The organism is Micromonospora sp. NPDC049171, from assembly GCF_040648275.1.
In the GTDB taxonomy this organism is placed as follows: Bacteria; Actinomycetota; Actinomycetes; order Mycobacteriales; family Micromonosporaceae; genus Micromonospora.
The window spans coordinates 24,336-47,707 of the sequence record NZ_JBEZDJ010000003.1; the positions used below are offsets into that span (position 1 = coordinate 24,336).

Consider the following 23,372-nt stretch of genomic DNA (forward strand, 5'->3'; position numbering starts at 1 on the left):
CGGGCCTACGACGCTCTTCGCGAAGGGCGGCTACTGTCCGGCCGGCACCTGGTCCTTGACGTCGTCGTAGCCGACCGCACCCGGCGCCGCGCCCGGGGCGTAGATCACCCGGAGCACACCCGTCGGGAACACCTCGGTCGCCACCACCCGCAGGTGGTACGCCGTGTCACCCTCGTCGAACAGCCTGCGGCCCTTGCGCGCCGCCACCGGGTGCACCAGCAGCCGCAGCTCGTCGACCAGCCCGGCGGCGAGCAACTGCTGCACGACGGAGATCGACCCGGGGATGAGGATGCCGCGCACCCCGTCGTCGGCCTTGAGCGACCGGACGGCGTCGAGGAGGTCACCGGCGATCAGCTCCGAGTTGCGCCAGGAGAACTCCAGTGGTTGGCGGGAGACGACGACCTTGCGCATGTCGCCGAGTTGCTTGGCGAACGGCGCGTCCTCCCCGCCCGCGGCCTCCCGGCCGGGCCAGGCGCCGGCGAAGCTGTCGTAGGTTTCCCGGCCGATCAGCAGCACGTCGGCGGTGTCGTAGTCCTCGGTGACGGCGCGGCCCATGTTGTCGTCGAAGTAGGGGAAGTGCCAGTCGGGGTCGATCTCGGCCACACCGTCGGCCGAGATGAACAGCGTGGAGATGACAGGTGCCATCGGGGGAATCCCTTCAGTTCAGGTGATGTCGCAGTTAGACCGGCGCATCATCCCAAACTCTGCCGTCAGCGTCCGTCCCTCGGGACGACTTCGGCGTTTCGCACCCCGAGGGTGGGAAGCGCGGTGCGCGACGATCGGGTCCCGGACTCCGGGCGTGTCTCGCAAGTGCGGGCCGGCCCCGCCAGAAGTGGGCCGAAACCTCCGAGTGGTGCCAGGCCGACGCACGATCGGGCGGGCTCGGCGTAACGCCGAGCCCGCCCGTTTCGCGGTCAGGCAGGGTCAGCGCTGCAGGGTCAACAGACCCGGCCGGTACGGCAGGAGGCCGTAGGGGGTGCCGTCGGAGCTGGGCGAACGACCCTGGTAGAGCAACTGCAGGTTGCAGGCGTCGACAGTCATGGTCTGGTCGGCGCTGGTGCGCAGCAGCTCACCGTGGCTGATGTCGTTGGTCCAGGTGGCACCACTGTTGACCTTGCCGGCGAACGGGTTGCTCTGCGACGCGGCCTGCGGCGTCCACGAACCGTTCAGGCTGGTGGCCGTGAACGAGCGGAAGTACCGGCCGGTCGAGCCGATCGCCTCGACGATCATGAGGTACTTGTTCAGACCCTTCAGCTTGTAGACCTGCGGGGCCTCGAACAGGTTGTTCTGCGTGTCGCTCATGATGGTCGTGTAGCTGCTGCCGAAGTTGCCGGGGAAGTTCCCGATCGGCATGCTGGCCCGGTAGATCTTGCCGTTGTCACCGGCGAAGAACAGGTACATGTTCGTGTCGTCGGCGATCAGCGTCTGGTCGATCGGCCCGGTGCCGGAACCGGTGATGCTCCCGGTGAACAACGTCTGCGGCGCCGACCAGCCGTTCGGGTTGGTCGGGTTGGTCGAGGTCCGGTAGGAGAACGCCGGCCCACCCCACTGGTAGGCGAGCACCCAGATGTTCTTCGGCGCGAAGTAGAACAACGACGGCGCCACCGTCCCCGAACTCATCCCGGTCTGGGTGGCCGAGGCCATCTGCGACCAGTTCGAGAACAGACTGAAGTTCATCGAACCCCAGCTCTTGCCGAAGTCGTGCGTGGTCGCGTAGACGAGCTGCTGGCCGTTGAACGGCGCCACGGTGAAGTCCTTCAGCGACACCCAACCCGACTTCGGGGTGGCCAACACGCCCGTCGACGACCAGCGGTACGTCGAGGGCAGGTCGCACGGGGTCGGCGGCGGGGTCGTCGGGGGCGGCGTGGTGGGCGGTGGAGTGGTCGGCGGCGGGCTCGTCGGCGGCGGATCCGTCGGGGGCGGGCTGGTCGGCGGCGGGGTCGTCGGCGGCGTGCCGTCACCGCACGTCACGCCGTTCAGGGCGAAGCTCGTCGGCGCGGGGTTGCTGCCCGTCCACGATCCGTTGAAACCGAACGACACGGTGGCGTTGGTGCCGATCGAGCCGTTGTAGCTCACGTTCTTCGCGGTGACCGCGGAGCCGCTCTGCGTCAGCGACGTGTTCCACGCCTGCGTGACCGTCTGCCCGGCCGCGTACGACCACGTCAACGTCCAACTGGTCACCGGATCACCCAGGTTGGTGATCGACACGTTGGCGCCGAAGCCGCCCTGCCACTGCGACGAGACGGCGTAGTTCACCGAACAGCCCGCCGCCGCGGCACCGGCCGGCAGCGCCGCGACAACCGACGCCGACACGAGTAGGGCAACGCCGGCCGACGCCAGACCGACATTGGTGTATCTGGATCTGGTCATAGAACACCCTCCTGAGGGGACGGCGGCCCGTACATTGGCGGTGGTCGCTGGCTCGGTGGCTTTTGTGAGCGTTAACAGGCCGCGACAGGTATGTTACGGGAGCGCTCCCATACCCTCAACCTCGAAGTGGCGGGTTTCGATCTCCGGTGCCGGTCGGGCGGGTCACGCGTACATCAGGTGCATCGTCATGCCGGCGTCGGCGTGCGCCAGGTTGTGGCAGTGGTTGGCCCACACCCCCGGGTTGTCGGCCCGGAACGCCACCTCCCACACCTCGCCCGGCCGGACGTCGAACGAGTCCAGCCACAACGGGCTGCCGGCCGCCGGCCGCCCGTCGCGCGACAGCACCAGGACGTGGTGGCCGTGCAGGTGCCACGGGTGCACGGTCGGCGACCGGTTGACGATCGTGAACCGGACGACGTCACCGAGGCGGACGACCTGCGGCGGGATGTCCGGGTCGGCCGCGCCGTTGACGGTGTGCGCGTAGCGGGGCAGCAGGTCGTGCAGGTCGAGGCCACGATCGAGAACCAGGGTGAAGGTCCGGTCGAACCGGGACCACGGCACCGCGACGGTGGTGCCGTAGTCGAGCGGATCCAGCACCGGCCAGTCGCCCGTCGCCGCCGACACCGGCCCGGTCGAGTAGACCGCCCGTCCGTCGACGAACAACGCCACAGGCGTGGCCGGCGCGTCGAAGACCAGGTCGTAACGCCCCCCGGCCGGGATCAGCACCGCGGTGTCCACGAGCGACGTCGGACCCCGCAGGTCGGAGCCGTCGATCGCGGCGACCCGGAACGCCGTCCCGGCCAGGGCGTAGCGGTGCGTCGTGCTGTCGGTGTTGACCAGCCGCAGCCGCACGGGCACGCCCGTCTGGACCGGCTCCACTCGTGGTGCGGGCAGCGGAAGGCCGGAGAGGGTGTGCACCGGCACGGTGACGTCGAGGCCGGCCATCGGCCCTGGGCGGACCACCAGGACTCCGTAGAGGCCCATCCGCACGCCGACGTCGGAGACCGAATGCGTGTGGTACCAGTACGTCCCGGCCTGGTCGGCGCGGAACCGGTAGACGAACTCCTGGCCGGGCCGCACCGCCGTCTGGGTCACGCCCGGCACCCCGTCCTGGCTGTTCGGCACGTCGTACCCGTGCCAGTGCAGCGTGACGCCGCGCCCGATGTCCCGGTTGCGTAGCGTCACCTCCACCACGTCGCCGACGGTGGCGGTCAGCTCCGGCCCGGGTACCTGGGCGTTGAACGCCCACGCCGCGACGTCCCGGCCACTCGCGCGCACCGTGGCGGTCCCGGCCGTGAGGGTGAACCGCCGGGTCGGTTCGTCGCTGGTCCGCGCGTCCCGAAAACCATGGTCATGGGGTACGGCGGGCGTGGCGTCCGGGCCGACGGTCAGCCCGACTCCGGTCACCAGCGCGCCGACCGCCACCACGAGGGCCACCCGGGACAGCAGCCGGGACGGGCGCACACCCAGAGCGCGCCAGGACACGGCCGTCGCCGTGACGGCCCCGGCGACCGCGAGCAGTCCCGCGCCCACCGACGCCGGGTAGCCGTGCAGGACCGTCACGAGCAGGGCGCCACTCGTGGCGTACCCGGCGAAGAGGAGCGCAGGCGCGACGGACCGGATGTCGCCCGGGACCGCTCGCCACCGCGGCCCGGCCGCGGCCACCGCCGCGAGCGACAGTGGGGCGGCCACGAGGACCTTCTCCGCCGCGAACCACCAACCGGCGCGGGCGAGCGCGGTGATGGTGATCGCGCGGGCGAGCGTGGCGAGCAGCGCGACGGCCGCCAGCGCCAGCGCGAGCGGGCGGCGCCGGACGGCCGCCGCGGCGCCGCCACCCAGCCAACCGGCGGCCGCGAGGACCGCGATCACGAGGTCGACCACGAGCAGCGAGCCGGTGGTCATGCCGGCTCCCCGCTGCGTACGACGTCGCCGGCGGAGTCGGCCGGCTGCGGGCCGGTCAGCTTCCGAGCCCCCTGCAGGACCGCGACCACGACGTGGACGGCGATGATCCCGTTGAGGGCGTGCAGCCCACCGATGATCGGGCCGAGCGGGGTGCTGACGCCCGCCGCGTCGGTGGCCGCGTTGGCAAGCGTGGCGAGGAGCGCCTGCAGGACGACGAGACCGATCGGCAGGAGCGCCAGGCCGATGAGCCGACCCGGCGCCCTGGCCAGTGCCGCGCACAGCGCGGTGAGCAGGGTGAGGACCGGGATGACCGCCATGCCGTTGACGCTGTGCAGGGTGTACGAGTCGTCGCCCACGGGTTTCGTGAACCCACCCACGGCGGCGAAGACGAACTGCAGGACGAACGCGACGAGCAACAGGGCACTGGTGCCGACGAATGCCTTACGCATGGTGGTCTCTCCTAGAGGTGCGCCGAGGTCAGCGCCTGGGCGATGTGCTCGGTGGCCGTGATCGCCCCGTACGCGACGAGCCGTACGAGGTCGGCGTCGCCGGGGTGGGACAACCGCCAGAGAGCGACGTCACCGACGCTTATCGCGCTCGGCGCGAACGCCGCCAGCAGGGCGATCCTCGTGCCGACGCGATCGGCGCCCGGCACGTCCCGGACCAGGTCGACGGCCCAGTCCGCGGGCCGGGCCGGAAACCGCCCGTCCTCCCACCGCACGGTGGCCGTGACGGTCTGGCGCGCCACGTCGCCCAGGAGGCCCCCGCCCCGTGTGGCGGCGTCCGTCAGGGCCGCGTAGGCGACGCCGACCGGGCTGTCCCCCGCCCAACCGGGTGCCGCCGCCGTACCCGCGTCCAGGAGCGCGAGGCTCCGGCCGGGTTCCTTCGGTTCCCGGGCGGTCTTCGCGGAGAGCCAGCCGCCGACCGAACGCACCAGTGGGGAGCGTTGCAGGCCGCCGGGGAGCAGATCGGGGTTGAGCAGCGCGGACACGATCCGGTTGATGAAGTGGAAGGCGAGCAGGGTGCCGGTGACCTCCGGGCGGTACGGGCTGGCCCAGGCGGACGCGGTGGGGTTACGGCTCGCCTGCGCCCAACCGACGAGCGCGGCGTACCCCGGCTGCGGTGGTGTCCCGTCCCGGACGATGGCCTCGGCCAGCTTCGGCTGGCCCAGCGCGTGCAGCAGCATCGCGTGCGAGTCGACACAGAACTGACAGCGGTTGGCCCGGGACACCGCCGCCGCGACGAGTTCGCGCTCGACCCGGGACGCGTCGCCGGCGAGCAGCGCCTCACGCATCAGTGCCCAGGTCGCGGCCAGCACCTCCGGCACGGCGGCGAGCACCTGGAAGGTGGGCAGCGGCCCGAAAAAGTCGTCCGACATCTGCCGGTAGACCTGCGCGGTCCGGCCGGTCGCGGCCGACGCTCTCACTGGGGTGGTGAAGCGGTATGTCATGGGCTCGATGATCGTCCCGGCGAGCTGGGAAAACGTCGTGCCGCCGCAGGCACTTGGCCGGTCGGCGCTACCGCGTCCGCGGTACGTCCGGCTACCGCGGTCGGTGGATGTCGCACCCGGACAACCCGTTCTACAGTTCGGCGATGCGTCGCGATCTGCCGTACGCCCTCGGTGGCCTGGTCCTCGGCGGCCTCCTGCTCGGCAACGCCGCGCTCACCCCGGACGCCGCCACGGTCGGTGCGCTCGACGTCGCCCTGGTCCTGGCCATGGCAGTCGCCCTGGCGGTGTGCCGGCGGTATCCGGTGGTGGCACTGGCCGTGGTCACCGTCGCCATGTTGGCCGTCCACGTCCGCGTGCACCCCGGGGTGTCCGCCGCGTTTCCCGTGCTCAGCGCGGTCTACGTCGCCGCCTGGCGGGGGCGCCGAGCGGCCGCCGCCGTGGCCAGCCTCGTCTTCCTCGGTAGCTTCCTCACCCGCGACATCTCAATGGCGCCCGCCGGCCGACCGGGCGACCTGGTCGCCGAGCGGACGGCTCTGCTGCTGGGCTGGTTCGTGGCGGCAAACGTCGCGGGGCTCGTGGCGCGGCAGCGCCGGGCGTACCTGGAACAGGTCGAGCAGCGGGCGATCGAGGCCGAACGCACCCGCGAGGAGATGGCGCTGCGGCGCGCCGGGGAGGAGCGTCTGCGCATCGCCCGCGACCTGCACGACTCCCTGACCCACAGCATCTCGGTGATCAAGGTGCAGGCCGGGATCGCGGTGCACCTCGCGCGCAAACACGGCGAGCAGCCGTCGGCCACCCTGCTGGCGATCCAGGAGGCCAGCAGCGCCGCGATGCGGGAACTGCGCACCACGCTCGACGTCCTGCGCTCGCCCGCCGACGAGGACCACGTCGGGCTGGCCCGGGTGGACGAGCTCGTCGAACGGACCCAGGCTGCCGGCGTGCTGGTGCACGTCACCGTCAGCGGCCCGGCACGGGACCTGCCCGCCGAGATCGACCAGGCCGGGTATCGGGTCGTCCAGGAGGCACTGACAAATGTGGCCCGCCACGCCGGCCCCGCCACCGCACACGTCCACGTCGAGTACGCCCCGGCGCAGCTCACCGTCTCGGTCACCGACGACGGCCACGCGTCGCCGGCTCACCCGGTCACACCGGGCGTGGGCCTGCGCGGCATGCGGGAACGCGTGACCGGGCTCGGCGGTACCCTGCGGGCCGCCGCCAACGACGACCACGGATTCACGGTACGGGCCGCGTTCCCGCTGGACGGCCCCGGCAGGACCGCGCGCTCGCGTGCGGTCCAGCCCGCTCAGCGCGTCGCGGAGTCCCGATGATCCGGGTTCTGCTCGCCGACGATCAGGCCCTGATGCGAGCCGGATTCCGGGCCCTGCTCGACGCCGAGGACGACCTGGAGGTCATCGGCGAGGCCGCCGACGGTGCCTCCGCCGTCCACCTATCGCGACGGCTGCGCCCGGACGTGGTGCTCATGGACGTGCAGATGCCGGGACTCGACGGCATCGAAGCCACCCGCCGCATCGCCGCCGATCCCGACCTCGCCGCGATCCACATCCTCATCGTCACCAACTACGGGCTCGACTCGTACGTCTTCGCCGCCCTCCGCGCGGGTGCCAGCGGTTTCCTGCTCAAGGACGCGGACCCGGCCGACCTGCTCCAGGCCATCGCCGTCGTGGCTCGCGGCGACGCACTGCTCGCACCGGCCGTGACGCGGACGCTCATCAGCGAGTTCGTGTCCGGCCCACCGCCGGCCGAGCCGGCGGCCGGGCGTGACGTGCTGACCGCCCGCGAGCAGGAGATCGTCGAGCTGGTCGCGGGCGGGCTGAGCAACGACGAGATCGCCGCGCGGATGGTGATCAGCCCGTTGACCGCCAAGACACATGTCAATCGGGCGATGGCGAAGCTGCACTGCCGTGACCGCGCCCAACTTGTCGTGTGGGCGTACGAGTCGGGACTCGTCACGCCCCGCCGTCGATGATCGTCAACGCGGTCCGGGGGCACCCGTCGGCACACGGGGTGGGGCCGACGCACTAACATTGCCGCCGTCCGACGACGGCTCTGCTGAAACGAGGCGACATGCGTTGGCTCCGGCGGTTGCTGGGCGGCAGGCGGGTCCAGCTCGATCCGGGACGCCAGCAGGCGCTGCTGCACGACGTGCAGACCCGGTACGGCCCCCACGCGCGGATCCGGTTCACCGAGCAGGTCGAGGCGCTCACCACGACGCTGGACAGCGACGACGGCCTGGTGGTGGCGGCGCAGATCGTGGGTCAGGTCGCCGACGAGGCCCACGTGGACCTGCAGTCCCAGGCACAGGAGATCCACCGGCGGACGGGCCGGCGGCTGCTGGTGCACCGCCGCAACTACCGGCCGCTGTGGCGGGAGGCCGGTCCCGCACTGCGCTGGCCGCTGTTCGCGCTGCCGTCCGGCTTCCACCCGTACGCGCAGGTGGCCGCCGCTGTCACGGTGGTCGGCAGCCGGGCACCCCGGCTCGACCGGGTGACCGACCCGAACCCGCTGCTGACCCGGGTGTTCGAGGTGCTCGACCTGACCACCGCCGGCTGGGAGTACGGCCGGGTGCGGGTGGACACCGACGCCGCCGCCCTGGCCGATCGACTGATCTCCAGTGCCGGGCAGGTCCTCGCGGCCATGGACGACCCGCCGCGGCTGCCGCCCGCCGTCCGGGAGCTGATGCGCCGCAACAACACGGTCGCCGTGCACGATCCGGCCGGGCCACGGGCCGTCGGCGGCATCAACCTGGGCGCGCGGATGCGGGAGGAGTTCCTGGTCTGAGCGCCCCCGGGCGTTACGTGACCGGCCAGCGGGTCCGTTCGTCGTCGGGCATCGGACGGCCCCGTTGCCCACGGCCGGAGACGGTGGGGACTCCGCGGCCACCGCCGGACCGACGGAATCCCCACCCACCGCGCTAGCCGCCGACCCGGTACGCCCGGAGCACCGTCTGCTCCACCGCGTTGCCGTCCGCGTCGGCGGCGTTCGCCCGCAGCGACACGTGACCGGCCCGGCTGTGTGGCACCAACGCCAGCCAGCTTGCACCGTCCCGGCTGACCGGCACCGCGTGCCAGCTCCGGCCGTCGTCGTAGGAGGCGGCGACAGTCACCGTCACCACCGGCCGCCCGGCCACCCCGTCCTGCCGGTGCACCGACATCCGCACCGGTCGGCGGTCACCGACCGACACGGTGTTGCGCAGGTCGACAGGTGCGTCGAGGAGCATGCCCAGCAGCGGCAGTGGCTGCCGGCCCGATGCCGTGGCGGACCGGAAGGTCCACGACCCGCTGACCGTCGTGCTCGACCGCCAGGTCGGCGAGTGGTGCGTCGCCGAGGCGGTGAGCCGGTACGTCGCAGCTGCGGCCGGTACGACGAACTGCCCCCGGCCGGGCTCGGCGACGGTGCCGAGAAGCTGCCCGTTCCGGTACAGGCTGGTGCTGCCCGTGGTGCCGTCATCGAACGCGTCGGTGGGTCTCGGATGGCCGCTGGAGTCGGTGAACATCGGCAACATCACGTCGACCACGTCCCCCTGTCGGCTCACCCACGGCTTGCCGACGTTGTCCACGGTCGGCCCGGTCAACGCCGGCCCCACCACCGCCTTATCCCAACTAGCCGCCGAGTTGGCCCCCGGCCGCAGCCTCAGCTCCGTCCTCGCCACCGCCGGGAAGATGTCGTTTCCGAGCGAGATCCGCCAACTGCCGGGCGTGTAGTACTCGGTACGCCGCAGTGGCGCGAACACCGGCATCGACGCAAACAACCCGTAGTGCTCGTCACCGAGCCGGAGACTCGCGCGGAGTTGCCGTACCCCCTCGCCCGCGTCGTGGTAACTGGTCGGGACGGCGGCCAGTTCCCCGGTCGTCGGCCGGTACGCCAGGTCCGCCGGGACCCCGCCCCGAACCTGGTAGCCAAGCTGGTAACGGTATGGACTGACCGGCTTTCCGGTCACGGTCGCGGTGAGTGTCCCCGCACCGGCGAGTTCGACGAATCGGTCCAGCCCCGGGTGTCCGGGTCCCGAGCTGATTGTCGGCAGGGCGAGTGGCTCGCCCGGCCACCCGAACTGCCCGGTCGCCATCAACACCATCCGGGCGCCCCGCTGCTGAAGCTGGCGTACCACCGGGGCCAGTGCGAACGGTTCCGCCTCATCGGCAGAGGAGGTGAGCACGGCGAGCGCGTCTGCCACGTCCACGTCGGGCAGTTCGCCGGTCGGACCGACCACGAGCCGGACGACCGGAAGTCGCGCGGTCCCCTCGAAGGGTGGTGTCGGCCCGGGCTTCCAGAGCCAGCCGACCCGAACCGGGAACCGTTCCGGTGCGGTCGCCGACAGTTGCAGCATCGGCCGTTCCAGAACCGCCATGTCGGTGAGGCTGAACTCCTCCGCGCTCACCCCGGGTGCGCTGCCCACCAGCACCTCACCGAAGCCCGGTTCGACGATGTTCAACATGCCGGTGTTGATCGGGTCGCCGGACCACCGCGCGCCGATGACGATATCGCGCAGCCCCTCGGTCGCCGCCGGCTCGTCGGCCACGCCCAGCGGTGCCGCCCGGGCCCACCGGGCGTCCAGGGTCACCGTGGTGTCGTCGGCAAGTGTCAGACCCGGATAACCGAGTACGGCGGTCCGGAGCCCGCCGTTCGGCGGTGGCGGCAGATAGACGCTGGACAGCAGGGCGTACCGCCCCGCGGGCACCGACACCGAACCCGATCCGGACACGAAGTCCCGGAAACCGGCGTTCTGGGCGTCGATGCCGACCACCATCGTGGCGCCGCTGTCGCTGGGCCGGCCCTGCTGGTCCAGCAGTCGGACGGTGACCTCGTGCGTCTCGGCGGCCTGCCGTACCCCGACCGGGGTGCGCACGCTCGTCGCACCGGCGGTGGCGACCACGACCCCGCCGTACGTCCCGGCCCGCTGCCGCCCGGCGAACCGCACCGGGACGGCGGCACTGCCCCGGGCCGGCACGGTGAGGGTCCTCGCGCCGAGCGTCGCCAGCTGCGGCGGGGCCGGCTGGCCGGCGGTGTCGGCCAGGCTCAGCGCCAGCCGCAGCGTGACAGGCGTCGACCCGTCGTTGCGGTAGGTCAGTTGCCGGGTGCCGCCCGGCGCCCCCCAGGGCAGAGCCATGGCGAGGGACGCCACCTCGGCCCGCACCGGCTGGGTGACGGCCCGGGCCACGTCGATCCGGCCGGCGCCGACGTCGAAGACCCGGGACTCCCGGGCCGGCGCGGCGGCGCCGACCAGGGCCGCCTTGAGCTGCGCACCGGTCCACTCGGGGTGCCGCTGCGCGAGGATCGCCGCCGCCCCGGCAACGTGCGGTGCGGCCATCGAGGTGCCGGAGAGTGGCACGTGGTCGGGGTGGCCGGCGATCCCCGGGTACGCCCCGGTCGCCCGGGCGGCCAGGATCGCCTCCCTCGGCGCGGCCAGCTCGGGTTTCGGTGCCCCGTCCCCGACCCGGGGTCCCCGGCTGGAGAACTCGCTGATCCGATCGGCGGGGTCCACACTGGAGACCGCGAGCGCGGCGTCGGCGCTGGCCGGAGCCGACACCGGCGCGTACGCCCCCCTGTTTCCGGCGGCGGCCACGAAGAGGGTGCCGTGTTCCGCGCTGAGCCGGTCGACCGCCTGGCTGACCGGGTCGGTGCCGTCGCTCGGGGCGCCGCCGAGGCTCAGGTTCACCACCTTCGCACCGGCCTTCGTGGCCGCCCATTCCATGCCGGCGAGAATCCACTCCTCGGCTCCATCGCCGGAGTCGTCGAGGACCTTGCCCACCGCCAGCTTCGCGTCCGGGGCGACACCGCGATGCCGACCGGCCGCCCCCGAGCCCCCGACGGTCGCCGCCACGTGGGTGCCGTGGCCGAACCGGTCCTCGACGCTCCCCGTCCCGGTGAAGTCCTGCGCCGCCGACACCCGACCGGCCAGGTCCGGATGGTCGGTGTCGTATCCGGAGTCGAGGACCGCGACAGTGACACCCCTGCCGGTGTAGCCCGCCTGCCACGCCGTGGGCGCGCCGATCTGCGGGACGCTCCGATGCAGGCTCGCCCGGTAACGGGCGTTCAACCACACCTTCCGGACGCCGCCGCGGATGCTCCGGGCCGCCGGGTTCGCCTGGCGGACCAGGTCCGCCCAGAACCGGGCCCCCGTCGCCTTCGGCTGGTCGTTCGCGGTCAGGTTCAACCCGGGCAGCACCCGGCGGGCCCTCGTTCCCGCCAACGGGACCGCCCGCCGGGCCTGGCCGGGGTCGGCGTACTGGACCAGCAACGGCAGCACCGGACTGGCGCTGTCGTCGTACCCCTGAGCCAACAGGCCGGTGACGTCGAACAGTCGCTCGTCGAGCAGGTCCGCCCGGAGCAGGGGTACGGCGTCGGTCGGGACCACGTACCAGGCGCCGTCACGCTGGTAGCGGGCGTACGAGACGGCCCGGGGCCGGACCGGAGCGGTCCCGTCCCGCCCGGCAGCCGGCGCAACCGAGGGTTCGCCCTCCGGATCCAGCCGGACCACGTCCCCGGTTATCAGCGTCACCGTGCCGGCGGTCCTCGGCACGCCCCGCCCGGCACCGGTCGTCGCGCCGTCGCCGACTGCCCGCGTCGATCCGGCCGAAGGGGCACCGGCCGCCGCGTACGACGGCACAACCGTGAGGAGCGACGCCACGGTCAGTGCGACGGCCAGTAGTCGCCGTCCACCGCCGACCCGGAACCAGCTCTTCCCGGCGGTCATCGGACCTCACCGACCTGGTCGACGATGGTGAACGTGGGCACCTGTACTGCCGCCACGGTCCCGGCCGGTATGCCGCGCGCCGTCCGGATCTGCACCGAACGGAAGCCGAGCAGTTCACGCCCCGCGGTGTCGAAGACCAGTTCCTCCCGCTGGGTCTCGTCCCCGGTCGACTCACCGGCGCGGCCGATCGCGACACCCTGCCGACCAGCCAGTTCGACCCGGCCCTCGACCCGTTCGACTCCGGGAATCAGTGCGACCGCCTGGTAGAGGGCCGCCCGAACGTCGGGAGGCATGATCGGGGCGACCTCCCGAAGCAGGTCCAGGACCCTGGTGAAGACCTGTGCGTCGGGAGAGTGCTTGTTCTGGTCGCCGACCGCCTCCCGCAGGGTGGCAAGTAGCCGGGCCGGATCGGTCGGCAGGCTCGCCAGGTACGCCGGCGTCGGCCGGTAGACGTCGCCCGGGTCCCGGACCGCCGGGCAGCTCGCACAGTCGGCGGGCGGCTGGTAGTCGGGCGCCGGCCCGTATTCCTCGACCTCCGGCGGGGCGGTCAGGTCGTACCCGAGTTCGCGGGCGAGCTTGGCGTCGGCCGGGGTCAGCGGGGTACGGCTGACCCCCTCGGTGATGCGCATCCGCGCCGTCCGCAGGCCCTCCACGGTGTACCACATCTCGTGCCGGCGAGCCACCCAGACCCTGGCCAGCGGCCCGGCACCGTCGATATCGCCGATCAGCGACAGGGACCGTTCCTCGCCCACCCGGTAGATGAACTGCCCTGGCCGGGCCTCGACGGCCCGGTCGAGCCGGGCGTTCGCGGCGACCAGCCGCAGCACCGTCCCGGCGTCGTCGCCATCGCCGATCGGGACCGTGGCGGGGAGGCTGCCCACCCCACCCCGGTCCGGGCCGGCGGGAACCGTCGCCGGCCCGAGGATCGCCGGCACGACAAGCGCCGTGGCAACCGCAGCCGAGATGCCGAGCCCGCCGAGCGACACGTGCCACCACCGAGCGCCGAGCCGGTCGCTGCGGCCCGCCGGCCGGGTACGCACCGCTGCGACACGGCGACGCCACGGCGACGCCACGGTGCCCGCCGCGGATTCGGCCCGAGCCTGCACGAGCAGGGCCGCCCTCGCCCGCGCCGTCGCGTCGGCGGACGGTGCCGGAGCCTTCCCCAGTACGTCGCGAATCATCCGCACGTCGTCCATCACAGGTCCCCCAGGTCTCGATCGTGGCCGCTCGGATCGGTGTCGCCAAGCGCCTCGCGCACCTTGCGACGCGCCCGGCTGAGCCGGGAACAGACCGTGCCGTACGGAATTTCCAGGGCTGCCGCGACCTCGTGATAGGTGAGTTCGCCGAGCGCGACGAGCAGGAGTACGTCCCGGTCCCGGGCCGAGAGTGCGGCCAGTGCCCTGGCCAGATCGCGGTGCACGCTCTGCGCACTGACCATCGCGGCTATCCGCTCGTCGTGACCGACGACGGACTGGTCCTGCGGTGCCCGGGCCATTGCCCGGTAGCGCCGCCGCTCGCTCCGCCGCTGGCGGCGGACGAGGTTCGTGGCGATGCCGTACAGCCACGCCCGGACGTGCCCGCCCGGTGCGCGCTCGGCCGGGGCAGCGTCGTCGGCGGGGTCTCCCGCATCGAATCGGGTCCGCTTGGCAAAGGCGATCAGGAAGGTCTCCGCCGCCAGGTCGTCGGCGGCGGCCGGGCCGAGCCGGTTCGCGGCGAACCGGTGGATCTCCGGGTAGTACCTGTCGAAGAGCAGCGCGAACCTCTCCGGCTCGGCGCGCGACAGCCTGATCAGGACGACGTCGGCCACCGCGCCGAGGTCGTCGGGCGGGTCGGTGCCGGCCAGGGAGCCGGGAGCGACCGCACACACGGGTGGCCCGGTCACGAGACGGTTCCGGTCATGGATTGTTGTCCTCCAGGGAGCGTCATGCGTCTGACACCCCTCTACGCCCGATGACAGCGATCCCCTTCACGCCCGGCGAAGGCGTCCACGGAAGCCATGGTGCAACCCCGCCACATGGCGCACCGCCCGCACCCCGTTCCCCGCTTCCTTCATGGACGTCGTGCGCGGCCAAGGCCGGTTGCGAACCGGCACGCTCTCAGGCCATCACGCGCGAACTGGACAGCCCCGGCTGCACGCGCCGTTGGATGCGCAACCCGGCCCGCAGGACGTACAGCTCACGCTTGGCCGTGGCCAGCCCCTTCGCGTCGAGCACGTACCCGGTGAGCCAGATCCAGTCGTTGTACGGGTCGGTCTCGCCGATCGACACCAGACGCAGCATCAGCGCCCGGTCGCCCGAGAACTGCACCGAGCAGGCGGCCCCGATCAGCACGACGTCTCCCGGCTTCACGGCAACCACCCGAGGAACCTGCGGTACACGGTGTCGGCGGGAGCCCAGGACATGTCCCGCATGGCTGCGGCGAGGTGCGATCCCAGGTAGCCGGCCAGTGCGACCGGCGACGTGGCGTACTCATCCAGCAACTCCCCTCGGCGCGTGGCGCACGGCCAGGGCCTGTCGCATCCCTCGCACAGCCACAGCGGCAGGACCGACCCGTGTGCGGTCATCGGCTCTCACCCGGCCAGTGACCCCGGTTGATCGGGATCCGGTGTCTGGCTCGGCACGGCAGCTCGCTCCCACACCTGCAGACGTTGCGCCACTTGATCCACGACCACACCGGCCGATGCCGGCGAGCCAGGGTCATCGCTACCGCCGCCAGGTATTCGCCATAGGGCACTTGTCGGGTCATCCGTCCACGGTCGCCGCCTCGGTCGGATTAGTCAACTGGCAATTGCCAAAAGGCAAGGGCGGGTCGCTCTACGTTCGGGCTATGGACCGAGGGCCGGGGCAGCTCATGGGGCCGTACGAGATCGCCGAGCGCCTGGGCGTCTCACGGCAGCGGTTCCAGCAGCTCGCCCGTTACCCCACCTTCCCGAAGCCGTACCAGGAGCTACGGGGAACGAAGGTCTGGTTGGCCGAGGACGTCGAAGCGTGGATCAAGAAGTACCGCCAGCCGCGCCCGTCCGAGGACGACACTCCAGCCTGAGGTCAGCCCGTACCCGAACGCGGAGCGCCCCCGGCGCGAGAAAGTCTCGCATCGTTGGTACCGATGCCGTGAGGCCGCAGCACTCGCCGCCTGGACACCTCACCCCATACTTGCTCCCGTGACCGTGGACTGGGGAGACGCGCCGGCGTGGGCTGCTTTCGCAGTGTCGGTAGGAGCCGCGGGCGTTGCCTGGCGGGCCTTGAAGCACGCCAAGACTTCCGCATCGGCTTCTGAGATCTCAGCCCAGGCTGCGGTTAGGCAGGCTGCCGCCGCCGAACGCCAGGTCGAGCTAGCCGAAGCCGCGTTCGAGGCTGCCAGGGAGGAAGCGGGGGAGTCCCGTCTCCCCGTCGACACGAGCGCCGCCCGCGAGGCGTTGACCTCCCCCAAACCGGGCTACGTCGCCTGGTGGTGCGAGCTCAAGTCAAAAAACACTTACGTGCTAAGGAATATTGGTACTGACACAGCACGGAACGTCGAGATCGACGAGTCCCGCATCAAGTGCGTAGTCAGGGGCGACACACGGGCCGACGAGGTGCCCCCACAAGCCTCCATGGAACTACTGCTTATCCCCGTGTACGGGGCACCAAAGCCAAACGAGATTTGGCTCCGATGGGACGACCATCCCGAGTGGGCCCCCTTTCCCCTGCCAGCCTGACCCGCGCCACACTCGCGGAACGCGCTCAGCTGACTGCTGGTTCCTAGCCGAGGCGCTTGGCGGTTGTTTCGTGCCGCACGACACGGCAACTGTGCGCAACCGCTTGCCCACCCGTCGAACACCGCTCGACCATGTGCTCATGGGGCCGGAGCGTCGTGTCATCCTCGGGGTCGACGTGGGCACCACCGCCGTGCGGGTGGGCGCGTTCGCGCTGGACGGCTCCGCCCGACACGTCCGGACGCGGGCGTACCCGCTGCTCCAACCGCTGCCCGGCTGGCAGGTGCAGGACCCCGACGTGCTGGTGGCGGCCACCCTGGCGGCGGTGTCCGCGTGTGTCGCCGACATCGCCGGGGCGGAGGTCGTGGCCCTCGCGGTCAGCTCCCCCCGGTACGGCGTGATCGGGCTGGACGCGGCACTCAGCCCGGTGACGCCGCTGCTGACCGGACGGGACACGCGCTCTGCGGAGGTGGCCCGCGACCTGCGGGTCTCCGGCCAGAGCCGGGAGCTGCACCGGATCACCGGCACGCCCGTGCACCCGGGCAGCCCGCTGTGCAAGCTGATCTGGTTCGCCCGTCACGAGCCGTACCTCTGCACCGCGACGCGGTGGTGGGTCGGCCTGAAGGACTACCTGGTCCATCGGCTGACCGGGACGCTGGTGACCGAGCTGTCGTCGGCGTCCGGCACCGGCATGTTCGACGTGCACCGGCGGGTGTGGAGCGCCGGCGTACTCGATCTGGTCGGGGTGTCCGGCAGCCAACTGCCCCCGGTCCTGCCCACGACTGGCGTGTTGCGGCTCTCCTCGGCGGCCGGGCAGGCGGTCGGCCTGCCGTCCGGCACACCTGTCGTGGTGGGCGCGGGTGACGGGCCGTCGAGCAGCCTGGGCATGGCGGCGATCGACAGCACCGTCGCCGGTCTGACGCTCGCGGCCACCGGGGCGCTGCGGACGGTCGTCGCGGCTCCGCTCGTCGACCCGGCGGAGATCTTCTCCTGCGCCGCGCTGACCGAGGACGCGTGGGTGGTCGGCGCGACTGTCAACAACGGCGGCAACGTGGTGCGGTGGGCCGGTGGCGCCCTCGACCCCGACAGCCGCCCGGCGTCCGATGACCAGCTCGCCGCGCCGGAGCTGCTGGCGCTCGCCGAACGGGTCGCCCCGGGCAGCGACGGCCTGGTGATGCTGCCCTACCTGCGGGCCGACCGGGCGTCGGCGCTGGATCCCGGCCCGCCGGGCGCGTACCTGGGCTTGCGCAGCGAGCACTCTCGCGGTCATCTGGTACGGGCCGCGGTGGAGGGTGTGTGCCTGCACCTCGGCGGTGTCCGGGACCGCCTGGCCGAGCTGACGCCGATCGGCAGCGTTCGGCTGGCCGGCGGCGCGTTCCGATCTCCGCTGTGGCGTGCGGTGATGGCCGCGGTCCTGGACTGTCCGACCCAGGTGGCGGGCGAGGACGATGACGCCGCCCTCGGTGCGGCGGCGCTCGGGCTCTTCGCGATCGGCCTCGCCGCCGACCTCCAGGAGGCCGTCACCCAGCTCAGTCCCGAGAGCGCCCGCGCCGAGCCGGTCGCGGTCGACCCGGCCCTTGCCGCGACCTATCGCGGCCTGCGCGCGAAGCTGCCCGCACTCCGCACGGTCGTGGGCCGGGTGGGCGAAATCCTCGACGAGGTGGCGGCCGGGCCGGGCGTCGGCTGGCGGGCCACCACGGCGTCCCGGGACGTGGTGGACGGCTGACCGGGCCGGCCGCCGGGCGTCAATGCTCGGGGTCCTCCTTGACCTGGGCCACGAGCTGGGTCGGGTTGACGTAGCGCAGTGCGACGACGAGCAACACGAGCATCATCGACGTGTAGATGACCGCCATGGCGTCGACCGACTGCTGCGCCCGGATCCCGGACGCGGACATCGAGTAGTAGAGCGCCACGACGAGGGTCTGCGAGTCCGGCCCGGCAGTCAGGAAGGTCAGCTCGAACATGCCGACGGTCCGGACGAGGACGAGGATCGCGGAGGCGAGGATGCCCGGCACGAGCAGCGGCGTGAGGACCCGGAGGAACACCGTACGCAGACCCGCGCCGCACATCCGCGCGGCGCTCTCGATGCGCGGGTCGATCTGCTCGATGAACGGGGTCATGGTCAGGATGACGAAGGGCACCGAGGGAACGAGGTTGGCGAGCACCACCCCGGACATGTTCCCGGCCAACCCGAACTTGTAGAGGACCGTCGCCAGCGGGATGCCGTACGTGATCGGAGGCATGAGGATGGGCAACAGGAACACGAGGAAGATCAGCCGCTTGCCGGGGAAGGACCGCCGCGCGAGGACGTAGGCCGCCGGCACGCCGATCAGCAGCGCGAGACCCACGACGAGTACGGAGACCTCCAGCGTCACGACGATGACCTGCAGGAGGGCGAACTCGTCCCAGGCCCGGCCGTACCACCTCGTGGTGTAGCCGTCCGGGAGCCAGGTGTCGAACCACCGCTGGCCGAACGAGCTGACCAGCACGGACGCCACGACGCCCAGCAGGTTGACGAAGAAGAAGATGACGACGCCCCACACGATCCAGGCGGCCGGCCGGGCGGCGATGCGCCGCCGCCTGTCGTCTGTGGCGGGGGGTCGCGCTGGTGGGGCCTGGGTGGTCGTTGCCATCAGCCCTTGCCTCCGGTGGCGCCCGTGTAGAAACGACTGCGCGCGGCCAGGACCACCGCGATGACGACCAACTCGACGAAGCCCATGATCATGGCGATCGCCGACGCGTACGGGTAGTCGTACTGCTCGTACGCCGCCTGGTAGGCGGCGAGGGAGATGACCCGTGTCTCACCGGCCGGGTTGCCGACCAGGACGGCCGACGGGAACACGCTGAACGCCAGCACGAAGGTCAGGCAGAACGTCGTGGCGAGGCCGGGCATCAGCAGCGGGAGGGTGATCCGGGTGAACCGGCGACGCCAGTCCGCGCCCAGGGTCGCGGCCGCCCGTTCCAGGGTGGGGTCGATGCCGGAGAGGTAGGAGAGCACCAGCAGGAACGCGAACGGGAAACCGGTGATCACCAGGGAGAAGAACACACCCCAGTAGTTGTGGGTCAGTCGTACCGGCTCGTCGACGAGGTGCGTGACGAGCAGGATCCGGTTGAACCAGCCGGTCGGGCCGAGGAAGTTGAGCAGCCCCTGGGCGGTGAGGACGGTGCCGAGCGTGATCGGCACGACCAGCAGCGTGGTGACCAGCCGCTTGCCCCGGAACCGGCCGCGCATCCGGTAGGCGATCGGCACGGCGGCGAGGACGTTCAGGAGCGCGGCGGGCAGCGCGATCCGCAGCGTGATCCAGATCGTGCCCCGCTCGTAGGCGTCGGAGAAGAACCGGGCGTAGTCGCTGAACGGCCCGCCGTCGGTCGGCTGGAACGACAGCGTCAACCCGTAGAAGAACGGGTAGAGGAACAGGGCGATGACGAAGACCAGCGCCGGGACCAACAGGAGGAGCTGACGGTCGATGCCCCGTTCGGCGAGCCGGTGTTGCCAGTGCGCCACCGGTCGGCCGGGCCCGGCGGCGCTCACCGGGTCGCCGCCGGGGCGTCCGCGAGACGGTCGGCGTCCGCTGTGGCGCCGGCGGGATAGACGAGCAGCCGCTGCGGGTCGACGGCGAGCTTGACCTGGTCGCCGGGCGCGATCCGCTGCTCGGTACGCAGGTGCAGCGACTGGCCGGTGTCGGTACGCGCCTCGGCCGCCAACTCGCGGCCCTGGTATTCCACCACCTCGACGGTCGCCGACAGGGCGTTGGAGGTCCCCCCGGCCCCGTCGACGCGGATGTCCTCGGGGCGTACCGCGACCACCACCTCCGTACCGTCGACGAGGTCACCCACGGCCTCGCCGAGCAGGCGTTGACCGGACGACTCGACGGTGGCCCGGCCGCCGTCGCGCCGCACCACCCGGCCCCGCCACAGGTTGCGGTAGCCCATGAAGTCGGCCACGTGCCAGTTCGCCGGCCGGGTGTGCAACTCGCGCGGTGACCCGATCTGCTGCACCCGCCCCTCCCGCAGCACCACCAGCCGGTCGGCCAGGGAGAGCGCCTCCTCCTGGTCGTGCGTGACGTAGACGGTGGTGAGCCCCAGCGACTGGTGCAGCCGGCGGATCTCGGTCCGCATCTCCAGCCGCAGTTTGGCGTCGAGGTTGCTCAACGGCTCGTCCATCAACACCAGCGACGGCTCGAACACCACGGCGCGGGCGATGGCGACGCGTTGCTGCTGCCCACCGGACAGTTGACCGGGCAGCTTGTCGACGTGGTCCTCCAGTCGCACCAGTCGCACCGCCTCCGCCGTACGCCGGCGCGTCTCCTCCTTCGGCAGCCGCCGCATGCGCAGCCCGAAGGCGATGTTCGCCCGCACCGTCAGGTGCGGGAAGAGGGCGTAGCTCTGGAACACCATGCCGAAGCCGCGGCGCTCCGGTGGCAGGGTGTCGATCCGCCGCTCGTCCTGCCAGATGCTCCCCCGGGTCAGCGGCAGGAGCCCGGCCAGGCAGTTCAGGGCCGTCGACTTGCCGCAGCCGGACGGGCCGAGCAGGGCGATGAACTCGCCCGTCTCGATGGTCAGGTCCAGGTCGGTGAGCGCGTCCTGACCGCCGAACCGACGGGACACCCCGTCCAACCGCAGCTGGGAGAAGGCACTCATCCCTGCTTGACCTTCCCGCCGCCGATCTCGCGGTCCCAGCGGTTGAACGCTGCCACCAGGCTCTTCGCGTCCAGCGGCACCTCGGTCGGGTTGCCGGCGATCAGCGCCTCGTACTCGGGGCGGCCGAACTCCCGGATCGCGTCCTGGCTCTTTTGCGGCGCCGAGGTGAGCCCGACGTCCTTCACCGCCGGGCCCGGGTAGAAGTAGCCCTCGTCGTACGCCTTGGCCTGCTGCTCGGGGGTGAGCATGAACGCCAGCAGGGCCAGCACCGCCGCCTGCGTGTCGGTCGAGACGCCCTTGGGCAGCACGGCGTAGTGCGCGTCGGTGACCCAGTGGAAGCCGTCGAGCGTGGCGATCCTGGCCTCCTTCGGCACCGTGCCGAGCACCCGGGGGTTGATGTCCCAGCCGGTCGTGCTGACGATCAGGTGGGCCGTGCCGTTGGCGAGGTTCTTCATCGTCTCGGTGGTGCCGGACGGGTAGTAGTCCACGTACTGGCCCAGCTCCTTGAGGAAGGCCCAGGTCTTGTCCCACCCCGCGGTGGGGTCCTTGGGATTGGCGTCGCCCAGGATGTAGGGCAGCCCCATCAGGAACGTTCGGCCGGGGCCGGAGTTGGCCGGCCGGGCGTACTGGAACTTCTTGGGGTTGGCCCGGGCCCAGGCGAGCAGGGCCGCCGCGTTGGTCGGCGGTGTGGCCAGCCGGGCCGGCAGGTATTCGAGCAGCGGACCGGACGGGTAGTAGGTGACGGTGACACCGGCGTTGCCGGCGAGCTGCTGCATCGCGGCGGCCGGTGCCAGGTAGTCGCGCATGCCGCCGAGGCGGTCCTGGAACGTCGGCAACAGGTCGAGCCAGAGCCCCTGTTCGATGCCCGCCGCCAGCCCGTCCACACCGGTCAGCACGAGACCGATGTCCACCCGGTTCGCGCCCTGCTGAGCCTTGATCTTGCCGGCCAACTCCGGTGCCGGTGCCTTCGAGTAGGTCACCCGGGAGATCACGTCGGGGTTCTTGGCCACGAAGTCGTCGATCATCCCCTGGGTCAGCTGCAGGTTGCCGGCGACGTCGAGGACGTTGAGCGTCACGGCCCGACCGGGCCGCTGCGGCACCTCGCCGGTGGTGTCGCCGGTGGACTTGCCGGGACCCTCCGGTGCGCCGCACCCGACCGCGCCCACGAGGAGCGACGATGCCGTGACCAGGAGAGCCTCGCGCCGCGTCATACCCATGAGCTGTTCCCTCCGCCAGGTGTCATCCCGCTGATTCAGGCAGCCGGCGTGCCGCGGCGGCAATGGGTTGCCATGTATTGCCTCGCGCGAATGCGTTGGCGGCACCGGAATGTTGCGGGGGCATTGCCGAGTCCGCACCGCCGTCATACCATGATCACGGCGCGTAGCCGGGAGGAGCATGCAGATGCCCGACCACAGCAGGCCGCCCGACAAGAGGGTCACGATCTACGACGTCGCGAGCGCAGCCGACGTCTCACCGTCCACGGTGTCCCGCGCCTTCTCCAGGCCGAGCCGCGTCAACTCGGAGACCGCCGAGCGGGTCCGGCAGGTCGCCGAACGGCTGGGTTATCGGACCACCCCCCTGGCGCGCACCCTCGGCACCGCCCGCACGCACATGATCGCGCTGGTCATCGCCGACATCACCAACCCGGTGTACGCCGAGATCGTGCGCGGTGCGCAGGAGGCGGCCACCGACAGCGAATACACCACAGTGCTGATCGACGCCCAGGAGTCCGACCGGCTGGAACGGGCGGCGATCGAACGCACCATGTCGACTGTCGACGGCATCGTGCTGGCCAGCAGCCGGATGTCCGACTCGGCCATCCGGATGTTCGCCAAGCAGCGGCCGGTGGTGGTCCTCAACCGCGCCATCGCCGACGTGCCCTGCGTCGTCACGGACAACCCCCGGGGGGTGCGCCGGGCCGTCGAACACCTCGGTGAGCTGGGGCACGACCACATCACGTACGTCGCCGGGCCGGAGGCCTCCTGGCCCAACGGCATCCGCTGGCGGTCGCTGCTGGAGGCCGGCATGGAGCTGGAGATCAAGGTACGCCAGATCGGCCCCTTCAGTCCGACCATCGCCGGCGGCGAGCGGGCCGCCGAGGAGCTGTGCGCCCGGCCGGCAACCGCCGTCCTCGCCTTCAACGACCAGATGGCGATCGGCCTCATCCGCGGTCTCGGTCAGCGGGGCGTCGACATTCCGGGCGACGTCAGCATCGTGGGTTTCGACAACATCGTCGCGGCCGACATCGTCACACCCGGGCTGACCACTGTCGCGGCACCGCTGTACGCGGAGGGCTCGGCCGCGACCCGACACCTGCTCACGATGATCGAGGGGGCACCCGGGCACACCGGTCGACCGATGGTCCTCCCGGTACGCCTCGTGGTGCGCCACTCCACGGCCCCCCGCAACCCGAGCCCGGGTCGGGCCCGATCGCCCTGGGTACGGCAGCGGCCGACGCCCAACCCGGCGGCGCACCTGTGGTGAGGGCACGCGCGACAAGAAACGACAACTCCTTGCCCAGCCCGCGACACCCCGGACACGATCGGCGCACCTCCCATTCATCCGCATCACTGCGTCCGTACGCCGTCCCGATCGACGTCCCC

The 23,372-nt window shown here is 71.8% G+C and carries 21 protein-coding genes; 7 read left to right on the plus strand and 14 right to left on the minus strand.

The window, feature by feature from the left end; translation table 11 throughout:
• Window positions 1–30 precede the first annotated feature (30 nt).
• The 5 genes from AB0B14_RS04940 to AB0B14_RS04960 form a co-directional block, all read right to left on the minus strand.
• Window positions 31–645 (minus strand): dihydrofolate reductase family protein, encoded by a 615-nt coding sequence (locus tag AB0B14_RS04940; RefSeq protein ID WP_357065692.1) that lies wholly within the window; start codon window positions 643–645, stop codon window positions 31–33.
• A 279-nt stretch (window positions 646–924) separates the two neighbouring features.
• Window positions 925–2,370, minus strand: a complete 1,446-nt coding sequence (locus AB0B14_RS04945; RefSeq protein WP_357521338.1) for a non-reducing end alpha-L-arabinofuranosidase family hydrolase — start codon at window positions 2,368–2,370, stop codon at window positions 925–927.
• 162 nt (window positions 2,371–2,532) lie between these two features.
• A complete protein-coding gene (locus AB0B14_RS04950; protein WP_357521340.1) occupies window positions 2,533–4,272 on the minus strand; it encodes a multicopper oxidase family protein in 1,740 nt (579 codons plus the stop codon).
• Window positions 4,269–4,721 carry a DUF6220 domain-containing protein gene (locus tag AB0B14_RS04955; protein ID WP_357521342.1) on the minus strand — a complete coding sequence of 151 codons (453 nt, stop codon included), beginning with the start codon at window positions 4,719–4,721 and terminating at the stop codon, window positions 4,269–4,271. The genes AB0B14_RS04950 and AB0B14_RS04955 overlap by 4 nt, the downstream gene beginning before the upstream one ends.
• A gap of 11 nt (window positions 4,722–4,732) precedes the next feature.
• Window positions 4,733–5,722: a carboxymuconolactone decarboxylase family protein gene (locus tag AB0B14_RS04960; RefSeq protein ID WP_357521344.1), complete on the minus strand. Its 990-nt coding sequence runs from the start codon at window positions 5,720–5,722 to the stop codon at window positions 4,733–4,735.
• A 143-nt stretch (window positions 5,723–5,865) separates the two neighbouring features.
• Between AB0B14_RS04960 and AB0B14_RS04965 the strand changes: the two genes are divergently transcribed.
• The 3 genes from AB0B14_RS04965 (at window position 5,866) to AB0B14_RS04975 (ending at window position 8,521) form a co-directional block, all read left to right on the plus strand.
• Entirely contained in the window at window positions 5,866–7,050 is a 1,185-nt protein-coding gene (locus tag AB0B14_RS04965; protein WP_357521346.1) for a sensor histidine kinase, read from the plus strand.
• A complete protein-coding gene (locus tag AB0B14_RS04970) occupies window positions 7,047–7,709 on the plus strand; it encodes a response regulator transcription factor (protein ID WP_357080230.1) in 663 nt (220 codons plus the stop codon). The genes AB0B14_RS04965 and AB0B14_RS04970 overlap by 4 nt, the downstream gene beginning before the upstream one ends.
• Before the next feature lie 98 nt (window positions 7,710–7,807).
• On the plus strand, window positions 7,808–8,521 hold the full coding sequence (locus AB0B14_RS04975; protein WP_357080233.1) for a hypothetical protein: 714 nt from the start codon (window positions 7,808–7,810) through the stop codon (window positions 8,519–8,521).
• Window positions 8,522–8,654: 133 nt separating this feature from the next.
• Here AB0B14_RS04975 and AB0B14_RS04980 read toward each other — a convergent pair whose 3' ends face one another.
• From AB0B14_RS04980 to AB0B14_RS05000, 5 genes are all read right to left on the minus strand, one after another.
• Window positions 8,655–12,434: a S8 family serine peptidase gene (locus tag AB0B14_RS04980; protein WP_357521348.1), complete on the minus strand. Its 3,780-nt coding sequence runs from the start codon at window positions 12,432–12,434 to the stop codon at window positions 8,655–8,657.
• Entirely contained in the window at window positions 12,431–13,630 is a 1,200-nt protein-coding gene (locus tag AB0B14_RS04985) for a CU044_5270 family protein (RefSeq protein WP_357521350.1), read from the minus strand. Before AB0B14_RS04985 ends, AB0B14_RS04980 begins: the two co-directional genes overlap by 4 nt.
• Complete coding sequence (locus tag AB0B14_RS04990; RefSeq protein WP_357080353.1) at window positions 13,630–14,277, minus strand: RNA polymerase sigma factor; 648 nt, start codon at window positions 14,275–14,277, stop codon at window positions 13,630–13,632. Before AB0B14_RS04990 ends, AB0B14_RS04985 begins: the two co-directional genes overlap by 1 nt.
• A gap of 253 nt (window positions 14,278–14,530) precedes the next feature.
• A complete protein-coding gene (locus AB0B14_RS04995; RefSeq protein ID WP_357080243.1) occupies window positions 14,531–14,791 on the minus strand; it encodes a hypothetical protein in 261 nt (86 codons plus the stop codon).
• A complete protein-coding gene (locus AB0B14_RS05000; RefSeq protein ID WP_357080246.1) occupies window positions 14,779–14,997 on the minus strand; it encodes a hypothetical protein in 219 nt (72 codons plus the stop codon). Before AB0B14_RS05000 ends, AB0B14_RS04995 begins: the two co-directional genes overlap by 13 nt.
• A gap of 263 nt (window positions 14,998–15,260) precedes the next feature.
• Here AB0B14_RS05000 and AB0B14_RS05005 point away from each other — a divergent pair, with 263 nt between their 5' ends.
• From AB0B14_RS05005 to AB0B14_RS05015, 3 genes are all read left to right on the plus strand, one after another.
• The gene (locus tag AB0B14_RS05005; RefSeq protein ID WP_357521352.1) at window positions 15,261–15,476 is read left to right on the plus strand and encodes a hypothetical protein; all 216 of its coding nucleotides are present in this window, start codon (window positions 15,261–15,263) and stop codon (window positions 15,474–15,476) included.
• A 118-nt stretch (window positions 15,477–15,594) separates the two neighbouring features.
• Entirely contained in the window at window positions 15,595–16,131 is a 537-nt protein-coding gene (locus AB0B14_RS05010) for a hypothetical protein (RefSeq protein ID WP_357521354.1), read from the plus strand.
• A 139-nt stretch (window positions 16,132–16,270) separates the two neighbouring features.
• The gene (locus AB0B14_RS05015) at window positions 16,271–17,854 is read left to right on the plus strand and encodes a gluconokinase (protein ID WP_357521356.1); all 1,584 of its coding nucleotides are present in this window, start codon (window positions 16,271–16,273) and stop codon (window positions 17,852–17,854) included.
• Window positions 17,855–17,873: 19 nt separating this feature from the next.
• Here the strand turns inward: AB0B14_RS05015 and AB0B14_RS05020 are convergent, their stop codons facing one another.
• Genes AB0B14_RS05020 through AB0B14_RS05035 form a run of 4 tightly spaced genes read right to left on the minus strand, consistent with a single transcriptional unit; the run spans window position 17,874 to window position 21,986 of the window.
• A complete protein-coding gene (locus AB0B14_RS05020) occupies window positions 17,874–18,761 on the minus strand; it encodes an ABC transporter permease (RefSeq protein ID WP_357521359.1) in 888 nt (295 codons plus the stop codon).
• Window positions 18,761–19,660 carry an ABC transporter permease gene (locus AB0B14_RS05025; protein ID WP_357521361.1) on the minus strand — a complete coding sequence of 300 codons (900 nt, stop codon included), beginning with the start codon at window positions 19,658–19,660 and terminating at the stop codon, window positions 18,761–18,763. Before AB0B14_RS05025 ends, AB0B14_RS05020 begins: the two co-directional genes overlap by 1 nt.
• Entirely contained in the window at window positions 19,657–20,769 is a 1,113-nt protein-coding gene (locus AB0B14_RS05030; protein ID WP_357521363.1) for an ABC transporter ATP-binding protein, read from the minus strand. The genes AB0B14_RS05025 and AB0B14_RS05030 overlap by 4 nt, the downstream gene beginning before the upstream one ends.
• Window positions 20,766–21,986, minus strand: coding sequence for an extracellular solute-binding protein (locus tag AB0B14_RS05035; RefSeq protein ID WP_357521365.1), 1,221 nt, complete (start codon window positions 21,984–21,986; stop codon window positions 20,766–20,768). The genes AB0B14_RS05030 and AB0B14_RS05035 overlap by 4 nt, the downstream gene beginning before the upstream one ends.
• Window positions 21,987–22,170: 184 nt before the next feature.
• On the opposite strand from AB0B14_RS05035, the gene AB0B14_RS05040 reads away from it, so the two are divergent.
• On the plus strand, window positions 22,171–23,253 hold the full coding sequence (locus AB0B14_RS05040; RefSeq protein WP_357521367.1) for a LacI family DNA-binding transcriptional regulator: 1,083 nt from the start codon (window positions 22,171–22,173) through the stop codon (window positions 23,251–23,253).
• Window positions 23,254–23,372: the final 119 nt, after the last annotated feature.